Below are 12,135 nucleotides of genomic sequence, written 5' to 3'. Positions count from 1 at the left end.
CCTAGTACTTTTGGAATGGAAATACTTTCCAACACCAAAAATTCTAGACCCTAATTAAACTGTAACGGACTGCTCGTAATCGTGTTTTGGTTAAAATAACCAAAACACGATTTTTTATATTTAAATGCTAATTAGCTTGCGCTTTAGCTACCAAGCTTTTTGCGAAAGTCTCTAAATGCTCAATGTCACTTTCCTCAGCTTCTAAGTCGACTTTAACATTTTCTGCCCCTTTGGTTGCACCAGTTTTTTCAAAGGCAGCTGCAAAATCGTCTACAGATTTTCCAAAACTATCATCATAGAAAGTGTCACCGGAGCCACAAACACCATAAATTTTGCCGCTTAAATTTTCTTCTTGTAAATCGTCATAAAAGTCAAGTGCTTCATCGGGTAATTCACCATCGCCATAAGTATAGGTAGCGATGATGCAAATATCACTGTCTGCAAAATCGTCTGCATCCGCTTGTGAAATTTCGTCGACAGCGACAGAGACGCCTAAATCTTCTAAGGCGTCCGTGACAATATCTGCAATTTCTTCATTATTACCCGTCATGCTAGCGTAAACAATGTGTGCTTGTGTCATCTTATTAACTCCTTACAGCGCAAAACTAGTTATTTCTCTAAAATAGTAGGCGCATGTGATTAATTCAGATCGATTATAGCAAAGATTAGTGTTAATGAAAATGTTTTGCTGAATTTTTGGGAAGTTAGGTCGTCCTTGCTTTTCGTGTTAAAATGATACAGTTATCTGTACTGCTCGCTGTGAAAGGAAGGGAATAGTTTGGCAAAAAGAAAATTACATCAAGTTATTCCCATGAGTCGTCGCCAGCGTGGTAGCCGTTTTATTTATTTGTTAATCGCGCAAATTAAAACTTCAGGGATCAACGATGCAGCAGTGGTAGTGGCTTTTTGGGAACTACTGTCCCTTTTTCCACTGATTATTTTTGCGGGCAACATTGTGCCATTGCTACACATTGATGGTCGAAATTTAATTGATTATGCGATTACGGCTTTTCCACCCGAAATTGCCAAACAAATTTTACCGATCGCACGTCACTTCATTATTAATGGTAGTGGTAGTTTATTATCTTTTGGTGCTATCGGGACGTTATGGGCAGCTAGTCGTGGCATTAATGCGTTAAAGCGGATGATGGATCGTACTTATGGCGTGTTAGGCCGACAAAATCCAATTTTACTACGGATTGTATCGATGCTAATGACTTTGTTTCTAGCAATCGCCCTGGTGATTCTAATTTTGGTGTTTAGTTTTGGTCAACAAATTTTAGATTGGCTAACCCCATTATTGAACATTCCCTTTGATTTACCACAATTATTTAGCACATTAAAATGGCCGGTTACAACTATTGTGGCTTTTTTGATGCTATTATTGATTTATTATTTATTACCAAATGTCAAATTACGGTTACGCAGTGTCTTTCCTGGTGCGTTATTGACGACGGTTAGCTGGTTACTTTTGTCGCAACTATTTTCACTTTACGTACGGTATTTTGCACAAACGGTTTTAAGTTATGGGACGATCGGTTTTTTCATTGTCCTGTTATTGTGGTTAGATTTTTCTGCTTGGATTGTCATGTTTGGTGCAATGGTGAATGTGGTGGTGCAATATACCTTTTATGGTGATGTTGAGTATAGCCAGAATCGGGTGCAACACTTGCTAGAACGTAAAAAGAATGAGACTATCAGATAAGATAAAAATACGCTATAATATAGGCGTATTAAATCTATTTTAAGCGCTTTATCTTATAAATAGCGCCACTTTTGGTTAACAGAAGTGTTGTGAATCGGAAAAGGAGTCTGTTTATGAAAGTTCGTAAAGCAATTATTCCGGCAGCTGGTTTAGGAACCCGATTGTTACCGGCTACTAAAGCGATGGCAAAAGAAATGCTGCCAATCGTTGACGTGCCAACCATTCAATTTTTGGTTGAAGAAGCTAAAGCCTCGGGAATTGAAGATATGCTCATCATAACCGGTAAGGCAAAACGGCCGATTGAAGACCACTTTGATTCTGTACCAGAATTGGAAATGGTATTAAAAAAACGGCACAAAGATAAATTGCTAAAATTAGTGGAGAGCACAACCGACATTGGTGTGCGATTGTTCTTTGTCCGGCAACCTTACCCTAAAGGTCTAGGTGACGCGGTACGCCTAGCTAAAGATTTTGTTGCTGATGAACCGTTTGTCGTGATGTTAGGAGACGACATTACACAATCAAAGGTACCTTTGACAAAGCAATTAATGAATGATTATGCCCGCGTTCATGCTTCAACGTTAGCTGTTATGAAAGTGCCACATAATGAAGTGTCAAAATATGGTGTTATCAATCCAGCTTCAGAAACTGCACAGGGTTTGTACAACGTGCGTAATTTTGTTGAAAAGCCTAAGCCTTCAAAAGCACCTAGTGACCTTGCAATTATTGGACGTTACTTGTTTACACCGGAAATTTTTGCAAGCTTAGACATTCAAAAACCAGATGCAGGCGGTGAAATTCAATTAACGGATGCTATTGATCATATGAATAAAACCCAACGCGTTTTTGCACGTGAATTTACTGGTGATCGGTTTGATACTGGCAGTAAACTTGGTTACTTAACCACTAACATTGAATTTGGATTGCACCATCCAGAAATTAAAGATGACTTGCGTGATTACTTAATTAAGTTAGGACAACGCTTAAGCAAATAGCGGTTATATTAAATAGCGTACAATCCTGTTACTGGATTGTACGCTATTTGTGCTTTTTAAGGGTACTGACTATTTCTTACGTACTAACCGTACAACAGCTTCAACCCGAGCTGTTTGTGGAAACATGTCAATTGACTGAATATAATCGACCTGATAAATTTTTGTGAGTTGAACCAGATCACGTGCTAGAGTAGATGGATTACAACTAATGTAAACAAACTTTTTGGGACGGCTGATTAAAATGGCATCACGCAAAGGTTTGGCTAAACCAGTACGTGGTGGATCTACCACAAGTGCATCTGGCTTAAAGCCGGTTTTTAACCATTGTGGTAATAGTACTTCAGCTTTACCAACCTGATAGTGCGCGTTACTGATATGGTTTAATGCGGCGTTTTTCTGGGCATCCGTAATGGCCTCAGAAACAGTATCCATTCCCCAGACTTCTTTAGCTGTGTGTGCTAACGATAATCCGATGGTGCCCACACCACAGTAAGCATCCACTAATGTTTCATCGGGTGCTAATTGTAAGGCATGTTGAACCAATTGGTACATTTTAGCAGTTTGTTGCGGGTTTAATTGAAAAAAAGCTTGAGCAGATAATTTAAAGGTTACCCCATTTAAAGTTTCGGTGATGGTCTCTGTACCCGCTAACTTAATTGTTTGTTTTCCCCAGATTAGAGACTGACGTCCAGGATTAATATTTTGCATAATGGATGTCACTTGCGGTAGTTTTGTCTGAATTTGGCTGATTAATTGGTGCTTTCGCGGTAGCTTTTGTGAATTTGTGATGAACGTTAGTTGTAATTGGCCAGTACTAAAGGATTCACGTACGACTAATGTTTTAACGATGCCTGAATTGTGCTGTTCATCATAAATCGGGACGGCAAGTTCTTCTAACAATTGAACGACTTGCCGGATGACTTTCATGGTCGCTGGTCGCTGGGTACTAAATGTTTTTAAGTCGATCAGGCGATGACTGTGAGGTTGGTATAATCCAGCTGCCACATGGCCATTGTGTCGTCTAACTTGAAATTGGGCTTTATTCCGGTAGGCATAAGGCGTTGTCATGCCAATCGTTTCTGGTAGCCGGTAGTGTTTGTAGCCTTGAGGTTTGAATTTTTCCAATGCTTGTTTGATAACATCTACTTTAAAAGCTAGCTGGCCGGCATAATTTAAATGCTCTAACTCAATGCCACCGACTTTACCATAATAATCGCTGTCTTTTGGTTGTACACGCTGAGGACTAGCTTGCCGAAGACGATGGATTTTAGCGTTGACATAACGTGGTGCGATTGCAGTGACTTCTGCAACAATCACTTCACTAGGTAATGCGCCTGGAACAAAGACAATGGTGCGCTTGTAATAACCGATTCCCTCGCCGTTGATTCCCAAACGTTTAATGGTTAAGGGAAAACGCTGTCCAATCTGAATGTGATGATAATATTTTTTTTGCGGCATGAATCTTTTCCTTTCATTTTAAAAAGCGCATTAGTGCGCTGCTGCCTGTGGATAAGCAGTGACTTGTAAAGTTTGATGACGGTAGGTAGCGTAGTAAACATCACTGAGCTGGTAGCCTTGTTGCCGAAGATTTTCTTGAACCCAAGCTTCATCTTTACCGATGAGTTCTAGAACGGTTGGGTTAATAACCATGTCGACGATTAATGGATAACGGATGCTATCCGCACCTTGCATGGTGACTGTCAATTGACCATTTTGTTCTAAAACAGCCCATCTGACTTTACTAAGGTCATCGACGCCGGCTGTCCGTAATTTTAAAGATAATTCGCTGCCGCTGAGACCGAATCGAGTAGCGACATTCACCAAAATTTGACCATTTTTGATAATAGTGTGTGGTTCACCGGTAACAAAGTGCTTTAAATGGCGGTTATGATCACTGATAAATTTGACGACTAGTACAATTAAAGTCCAAATCAATAAAATTAAAAAGAACTGCAGCAATGTAATATCTGTATTGTAAATCATACCGCCAATAATGCCACCTAAGACGTAATTTTGAATTTGATCGATGGCACTAGTAGGCGTTAGATTGCCTTTGCCTAATAAGTTAATTTGGACAATCACACAAACCAACCCTAAAGCAAATTTTAAGCCAATTTCAAGATAAGAAAACAACTCACTTCACCTGCCGATCGTGAATCAAGCGGGCTGGTTGTAGTTGATAACTGCTATAATGTTCATCAAATGTCACTTGATAATAGCGGTGCTTAACCTTTAAAAGCATATGGTCAGTTAGTGTTGTTTGCGTTGTTTTAAGCTGGCTTAACGATACTTGTTGGTCACGACTAACCGTTTTTAAAAAGTGGATGATCTGTGCATTTTGGTCTAAACTAGTTTGATATTGCTGGTAGTGGCTCAATTGAATGCCACCTAATAAACAGACGCTCAGCGCAAAAATAATTAGAAGCTCACGGTACTTACCTTCATTGCGATGGTATAAAAATAGAATTAGTAAAATTACGGTGATCAATGAAAGCAGGATTAAAAAACCATAGCGCCAAAGAACGGCTCGGTTGCCCTGTGCTAATAATTGTTGATAAGAATAGTATTGCATGGCTTAGCCCCTTTTATGAAGAATGCTGTTTCAGTATACCATAGGCTTAGTTTGAACTAGGAGGAGCATCGGTGTAGTTGCATCTACAAACGGGCTTGTTATAATGAAAACACGCTAGAAAGTAACTGTAAAATAGCTGACGATAGGGGGGCAATTTTAGTGGCAACCATTACAAAAATTTCGGCGCAAAAGCGTAAGGGCCGCTACAATATTTTTTTGGATGAACAATACGCATTTCCCGTCAGTGAAAGTGTGTTAATTCAATTTCGGTTAGCGAAGGGTTTAGAAATTGACGCGCAATTGCAGGCAAAAATCACTGCGGCTGAGGCAAAAGCACAGTCTTATCAGCTGGCGTTGAATTATTTAGCCCACCAACTGCGTTCTGAAATGGAAGTTCGGCGGTATTTAAAGCAGCATGATGTGACTTATCCAGTTCGGCAACAGGTCATTGAGCGGCTACACCAACTAAAATTAGTCGATGACGCCAATTACGCTGCAAGTTATGTCCGGACGATGAAACGAACTAGTGATAAGGGCCCCATTGTGATTCAAAAAAAATTGCAAGAAAAGGGAATTGCGCCAGAATTAATCTTAAACGCACTGGATTTATATTCTGATGAGGCGTTGTTAGCTAGTGGGCTAAAAGTGGCACAAAAATTAGCCTATCGCTACCGGCGCTTAAGTTTTCGCCAACAGCAGCAAAAAATTCGCTTGGGTTTACGACAAAAAGGGTATCCGCAAGATTTAGTTAGCCAGTTATTGGACCGTTTAGATTTACAAAAAGATGATGCAACAGAGTGGCAAGCATTAGTCCAACAAGGACAGAAAGCTTGGCATAAAAATGCGCGCTATCCGGATAAGCAACGCCGGCAAAAAACAAAACAACAGCTTTACCGTAAAGGTTTTGCTTTATTGCAAATCGATCGTTTTTTGGCTGAGCAACCAGTAGAAACGGAAAAAGCAGGAAATGATTAACCAAAAACGTCGTCATTTACAGAAAAATTTGCTATAATGTTCATGATAATTCGGTGTTATCAACTTCAATTTAACAAACGTCAGAAAGTAGGTTAGCGTATGCGCATTCCAAAAGAAGGGGAATCGATCGCGATCCAAAGTTACAAACATGACGGAAGTTTACACCGGACGTGGCGTGACACGATGGTTTTAAAGACATCGGAGAACGAAATAATCGGTTGTAATGATCATACTTTAGTAACGGAATCAGATGGGCGCCGTTGGGTTACTCGAGAGCCGGCAATTATCTTTTTTCATCGCCATTACTGGTTCAACATCATTGCGATGATCCGTGATAATGGGGTTTCCTATTATTGTAACTTGGCATCACCGTTTGTGTTGGATCGTGAAGCTTTAAAGTATATTGATTACGATCTAGATGTTAAAATTTTTCCGGATGGCGAACGAAAATTGTTAGACGTTGATGAATACGCAGCGAACCGGAAACGGTGGCGTTATTCAAACGCAACTGACAAAATTTTAAAAGCCAATGTCAATATTTTAGTGGACTGGTCAGATCAGCAAAAAGGGCCATTTTCACAAGCTTATGTTGATATTTGGTATCAGCGTTACCTGGAACTTGCGCACCGGTAAATGAAAGTCAATTGGATCAAAAAACGACCGCGGCATAATTGCCACGGTCGTTTTAGCTTAAACTAACTGTTTTTGCATTTCGTGATGAGGAATCCCCGCATCCATAAAACCAGGACGCTGGGTGACATGAAAGCCTAAGCGTTGGTAGAATCCGATTGCTTGATCTTGTGCATTTAACGTTAAATGGAAGTGCTTTTGTCGTCGAGCGTAGTTTTCGAGTGCTTGAAATAATTGCCGGCCAAAATGATTTCCCCGCTGGGAGCGGATAATCGCTACTCGCTGAATGTGATAAGTAGTGGGGTTAATTGGCAATAAACGCGCGGTTGCGATGGGATGTTGTGCTAAATACCCGACAAAATGACAGGCTTGCGCTTCATTTTGGTCGATTTCATCTGCTAAAGAAACGTGCTGCTCCTGAACAAAAACAGCTTTGCGGATGGCAAGTGCGTCCTGATAAACTTGACTGTCAAGTTTAGTGGTGTGAAGAATTTGCATAAACTGGCTCCTTTCCTCAGCCAGGAAATTGTGCTGTTAGCGCTAAATTAAATTTGGTAAAATGATTATAACATTGTAGGAATCAATCAGTGCACGTTTTTAGACAAATTTAAGGAAGTGTTGGGCTTGTTTGAGCGGTTGCGCCATTCACGATTATTATTTTGGTCATTAGAAGCACTTATTATTGCAACATTGATTTATGTTTGTACTAAAATTGGGTTTATCTTTTCGCCGATTGGTACTTTCATCGCAACGTTATTTATTCCAATTTTAATTTCTGGTTTTTTGTTCTATCTATTTAATCCATTGATTAAAGGGTTAGGCCGGTTAAAGATTTCGCGTGGTTGGGCAATCTTAATTATTTTTCTACTCTTTTTCGGTGGCTTAGCGTTGTTGATCTGGGCAGTAATTCCTAATTTAGTGACACAAATTTCACAATTATTGGCCAATTTACCTGCTGTGGCAGATGCCATGACACAACAAGCGCAAAAATTAGTTAAAAATCCGGTTTTACAAAGAATTGATTTGCAGCACTTAGTGAAACAATTAAATGTTTCATTTGGGCACATGATGCAGTCTTTGCTACATTCTTTCACCGGTAGTCTTGGCAGTGTTTTAGGGGCAGTGACTAATGTCGCAATCACAGCATTGACCATCCCCATCATGTTATTTTATATGTTAAAAGATGGCCAACGTCTGCTTCCTAGTATTCAAAGGATGCTGCCCAGTAAGTATGGTGAAGAAGCGGCAGAACTATTACGACAAATGAACCAGACGATTTCGGCTTATATTGCCGGTCAGTTAATTGAGTGTTTATTTGTTGGGCTGTTTACGTTTTTGGGCTATTTGATGATTGGATTACCTTATAGCTTTTTATTAGGATTTATCGCTGGAATTTGTAATATTATGCCTTATGTTGGACCATACATCGGCATTGCGCCAGCATTAATCATTGCGGTGACCATCTCACCGTTGATGTGTGTGTTGGTAATTGTTGTGGTGGTAGTGGTCCAACAAGTGGATGGCAATTTTGTGTATCCTAATGTTATCGGCAAAACATTAGCAATTCATCCGCTAACTATCATTATTCTATTGTTAGTTGCGGGGAACATTGCCGGTTTATTGGGAATGATTTTGGTAGTGCCGTTTTATGCCATTGTCAAAACAATGGTGCAATATGTTAGGGGGATTTATCGGTTGAGACAGCAGACTAAATCTTCTACTAATGAAGATGAAAATTGAAAAATAGCAGTTTTCATGATAGTATTTGACAAGTAAATGAAGTGATCGGAGTGGATGCAGCGATGAATTCTGACCCGGATAGCTATATATGGGTGCAGTTGATCGTTTTATTAATTGGCATTGGATTCAGTTTGTTTTTTACATTTTTCAGTTTCTTAATGAAACAGATAACGCCGCAGCGGCTAGGTGATGATGATCATCAGTCCACACGGTTAAAGACAACGTTGCCGCACCGTTTGGCGGTAGTGACGGTTTTGCGCAGTTTAGCTTTGTTAAGTGAATTACTCATTATTGGTACAATTTTTAGTCTAACGCGCTTAGGCATTGCTTACTTTAGCATTACTTCTTGGGCGGCTACATTTATTTGGCTATTGTTAGGGTTAATTACCATTTTAATTTTATTACTCTGTGGTGAATTAGTGCCGCAACAATTAGCACTACGGCACCCTGAACAATCGGCTAAGCGTTACAGTGTTGTAATTTTCAATTTATGGCGTTTATTAAAACCCTGGGCGTGGTTTGCATTACTACTGGTTCGCGGTTTGATGTCGCTTGTAGGCGGCTCATTTAAACGCCAGACTAAACGAGAGTTAAATCGTGCGGAAATGATTGATATGATTGAGCACGGAAAAAAAGCAGGTGTCATTGAAGCTGATGAGTTTCAAATGTTTGAAGGTATCATTGACATGCAGGCGAAAATGGCTCGTGAAGTGATGGTGCCCCGAACAGATGCCTTTATGTTGAACATTGAAGATGGCGATGCGACAAATATTAAACAGATTTTGCAGCATAATTTTTCACGGATTCCGATTTATCGCGGTGATAAAGATAAAGTGATTGGCATCGTCCACATTAAGAATTTATTGCAACAGGCTCATCGCGTTGGGTTTGACCACGTTAAAATTGCAGACGTGATGCAGTCACCGCTATTTATTCCAGAAACGATTATGATTGACCGTTTATTGTATGAATTTAAAAAAACACAAACGCAGTTAGGTGTTTTGCTAGATGAATATGGCGGTTTGGTTGGTTTGGTGTCTATCGAGGATGTTTTGGAAGAAATAGTTGGTGAAATTGATGATGAATCTGATCAAGCTGAAGTGTTGTACCGCAAATTAGATGCGCAGCACTATGTGGTCAAAGGGAATATGCCTTTAGATGAGTTTAACCAATTATTTGCAACACATATTGATAGTCCTGATGTTGATACCATTGCAGGCTATACCTTAGCTGAATTAGGCACGATTCCTGAATTGGGACAGCAATTAACCTTAACGTTGGCAAACGGAATGCGCCTGCAAACTGGTGCGGTGGAAGGCTCGCGTTTACTAGAAGTGCTGGTGATTTTGCCGAAGCAGCAGCCGCCAAAGCAGGCCCAAATGACTGAATGACGCAACTAGATTCGAGTTTTAGCCAATCGGCAGCTCGAATTTTTTATGGAAGGAAACGATTATGGACAAAGCAGAATTAACGTCTGCCGTAAAGCGGCGGCGGACGTTTGCAATTATCTCACATCCAGATGCAGGGAAAACCACAATCACTGAACAATTATTATTGTTTGGCGGTGTAATTCGCAAAGCTGGTACGGTTAAAGGCAAGAAATCTGGCCAATTTGCTAAATCTGATTGGATGGACATTGAAAAAAAACGGGGCATTTCGGTAACTAGTTCTGTAATGCAGTTTGATTATCAAGGCAAACGGATTAACATTTTGGATACCCCGGGACACGAAGATTTTTCTGAAGATACTTATCGGACCTTGATGGCAGTGGATTCAGCTGTGATGGTGATTGATACTGCTAAGGGGATTGAACCACAAACAAAAAAATTATTTAAAGTTTGTCGGATGCGGGGAATTCCGATTTTTACGTTTATGAATAAGTTAGATCGAGATGGCCGTGAACCGTTGGATTTATTAACGGAATTAGAAGAACTACTGGATATTGAAGCTTATCCGATGAATTGGCCAATTGGGATGGGCCGTGAACTCAAAGGCTTATACGATATGCATAATCAACGGGTGACACTTTATCATCCGACAGATGAACAGCATCCTTATTTACCAATTGACCCTGATAGTGGTGAGATTAAAGGAGATCATCCTTTAAAGCAAGAATCAATTTATCAGCAAGCACTGGAGAACGTGCAATTATTAAGTGAGGCTGGTAACCAATTTGATCCAGACAAAATTGCTAAAGGTCAGCAGACGCCAGTATTTTTTGGCTCTGCGTTAACTAATTTTGGTGTTAAAACGTTTTTAGAAAGCTATTTAACCTACGCGCCTGCGCCAGCAGCCCATAAAATGCGTAGTGGGCAAGATCTTAGTCCAACTGCACCAGATTTTTCTGGTTTTGTCTTTAAAATTCAAGCGAATATGAATCCCCACCATCGTGATCGGATTGCCTTCGTCCGCGTTTGTTCTGGTGAGTTTGATCAAGGTATGGATGTAACATTGCAGCGAACGCAGCGTAAATTACGATTATCCAATTCAACTGAATTTATGGCGGATAGTCGAGAAGCGGTGAAAACCGCAGTAGCTGGTGATATTGTTGGCTTGTATGACACCGGTAATTTTCAAATTGGAGATACCATTTATACAGGGAAACAGCCAATTGAATTTCCACGATTGCCACAATTTACGCCAGAATTATTTGTTAAAGTAACTGCTAAAAATGTGATGAAGCAAAAGTCATTCCATAAAGGGATGAAACAGCTGGTGCAAGAAGGTGCCATTCAACTTTATCGCACTTATATGACTGACGATTACATCTTAGGGGCGGTTGGTCAATTACAGTTTGAAGTTTTTCAGTTCCGTATGAAAAATGAATACCATTCTGATGTTGTGATGGAGCCGATGGGTGCTAAAATTGCTCGTTGGGTTGACCCAGATCAACTCGATGAAAAAATGTCTTCTTCTCGTAATTTACTGGTACGTGATCGACAAGGCGCACCTTTGTTCTTATTTGAAAATGAATTTGCAGAACGGTGGTTTAAACAAAAATATCCAGACGTTAAATTGACTGAAAAATTGTCTACTGATGCCATTGGTCACGAATAAGTGAGTGTTAAATGGCTTATAAACATTGTCCGCTGAGACAGTAGTAAAACAGGGTGATTCATTAATGAATCACCCTGTTTTTTACTATAATGTCATCGTTAACTAAGCTATAGATTTTCTAAATCGCAATTTTTAAGTTAACCGTTTAATTGGTGACGTAAACTGCTGACCAGCTGACAATAGTTTTAAGTAATGCTCTTCTAGCCAAGTGTGGTCTTCAAGTTCATACCAAACACTATTGTTGGTCAAGATTAAGCCATGAATAATGTTAACAATTTGTCCGTGCGAAACGTAAGTCGCAGCATCGCCATAAGGTTGAGTCCAAGTTCGTAAAGTGTGCTGTGGGATGAAATCAACAATCGCACGGCGTGAACCGGGGATAGCAGCTGCTTGGTGGAAAAGTACTGGTGTTGGCAATTGCTGCTCTGGTTGTCGGTAATACTTGACTCGTTCAGTGTGCG

At 40.1% G+C, this 12,135-nt stretch carries 12 protein-coding genes and 1 pseudogene; 7 read left to right on the top strand and 6 right to left on the bottom strand.

The window, feature by feature from the left end; translation table 11 throughout:
• Positions 1–127: 127 nt before the first annotated feature.
• Entirely contained in the window at positions 128–580 is a 453-nt protein-coding gene (locus tag FC24_RS08155; RefSeq protein WP_057874398.1) for a flavodoxin, read from the bottom strand.
• 198 nt (positions 581–778) lie between these two features.
• Between FC24_RS08155 and FC24_RS08150 the strand changes: the two genes are divergently transcribed.
• Together FC24_RS08150 and galU are read left to right on the top strand one after the other, a co-directional pair.
• A complete protein-coding gene (locus FC24_RS08150) occupies positions 779–1,705 on the top strand; it encodes a YihY/virulence factor BrkB family protein (RefSeq protein ID WP_235807350.1) in 927 nt (308 codons plus the stop codon).
• 113 nt (positions 1,706–1,818) lie between these two features.
• Entirely contained in the window at positions 1,819–2,700 is an 882-nt protein-coding gene (gene galU / locus FC24_RS08145; protein ID WP_057874397.1) for a UTP--glucose-1-phosphate uridylyltransferase GalU, read from the top strand.
• A 69-nt stretch (positions 2,701–2,769) separates the two neighbouring features.
• Here the strand turns inward: galU and rlmD are convergent, their stop codons facing one another.
• From rlmD to FC24_RS08130, 3 genes are read right to left on the bottom strand one after another with little or no spacing between them, the layout of a single operon-like run.
• Entirely contained in the window at positions 2,770–4,158 is a 1,389-nt protein-coding gene (gene rlmD / locus FC24_RS08140) for a 23S rRNA (uracil(1939)-C(5))-methyltransferase RlmD (protein WP_057874396.1), read from the bottom strand.
• 30 nt (positions 4,159–4,188) lie between these two features.
• Positions 4,189–4,833 (bottom strand): DUF421 domain-containing protein, encoded by a 645-nt coding sequence (locus FC24_RS08135; protein WP_057874395.1) that lies wholly within the window; start codon positions 4,831–4,833, stop codon positions 4,189–4,191.
• 1 nt (position 4,834) lies between these two features.
• The gene (locus FC24_RS08130; protein WP_057874394.1) at positions 4,835–5,272 is read right to left on the bottom strand and encodes a DUF3290 family protein; all 438 of its coding nucleotides are present in this window, start codon (positions 5,270–5,272) and stop codon (positions 4,835–4,837) included.
• Positions 5,273–5,431: 159 nt separating this feature from the next.
• Here FC24_RS08130 and recX point away from each other — a divergent pair, with 159 nt between their 5' ends.
• Together recX and ntdP are read left to right on the top strand one after the other, a co-directional pair.
• Positions 5,432–6,247: a recombination regulator RecX gene (gene recX, locus FC24_RS08125; RefSeq protein ID WP_057874393.1), complete on the top strand. Its 816-nt coding sequence runs from the start codon at positions 5,432–5,434 to the stop codon at positions 6,245–6,247.
• A 99-nt stretch (positions 6,248–6,346) separates the two neighbouring features.
• Complete coding sequence (gene ntdP / locus FC24_RS08120) at positions 6,347–6,880, top strand: nucleoside tri-diphosphate phosphatase (protein WP_057874392.1); 534 nt, start codon at positions 6,347–6,349, stop codon at positions 6,878–6,880.
• A 57-nt stretch (positions 6,881–6,937) separates the two neighbouring features.
• Here ntdP and FC24_RS08115 read toward each other — a convergent pair whose 3' ends face one another.
• Positions 6,938–7,375 carry a GNAT family N-acetyltransferase gene (locus tag FC24_RS08115; protein WP_057874391.1) on the bottom strand — a complete coding sequence of 146 codons (438 nt, stop codon included), beginning with the start codon at positions 7,373–7,375 and terminating at the stop codon, positions 6,938–6,940.
• A 126-nt stretch (positions 7,376–7,501) separates the two neighbouring features.
• Between FC24_RS08115 and FC24_RS08110 the strand changes: the two genes are divergently transcribed.
• The 3 genes from FC24_RS08110 (at position 7,502) to FC24_RS08100 (ending at position 11,674) form a co-directional block, all read left to right on the top strand.
• Entirely contained in the window at positions 7,502–8,617 is a 1,116-nt protein-coding gene (locus FC24_RS08110; RefSeq protein WP_057874390.1) for an AI-2E family transporter, read from the top strand.
• A 62-nt stretch (positions 8,618–8,679) separates the two neighbouring features.
• The gene (locus FC24_RS08105) at positions 8,680–10,008 is read left to right on the top strand and encodes a hemolysin family protein (protein WP_057874399.1); all 1,329 of its coding nucleotides are present in this window, start codon (positions 8,680–8,682) and stop codon (positions 10,006–10,008) included.
• Between the two features lie 61 nt (positions 10,009–10,069).
• Positions 10,070–11,674 (top strand): peptide chain release factor 3, encoded by a 1,605-nt coding sequence (locus FC24_RS08100; RefSeq protein ID WP_057874389.1) that lies wholly within the window; start codon positions 10,070–10,072, stop codon positions 11,672–11,674.
• A gap of 132 nt (positions 11,675–11,806) precedes the next feature.
• On the opposite strand, the pseudogene FC24_RS11770 reads toward FC24_RS08100, so the two are convergent.
• Positions 11,807–12,135, bottom strand: a pseudogene (locus FC24_RS11770) (MucBP domain-containing protein); the annotation flags it as partial.

The sequence above is a fragment of the Loigolactobacillus rennini DSM 20253 genome (genome assembly GCF_001436505.1).
Lineage (GTDB): Bacteria > Bacillota > Bacilli > Lactobacillales > Lactobacillaceae > Loigolactobacillus > Loigolactobacillus rennini.
Note: the sequence above shows the minus strand (reverse complement) of the source record. Positions and strands in the feature narration are given on the sequence as shown.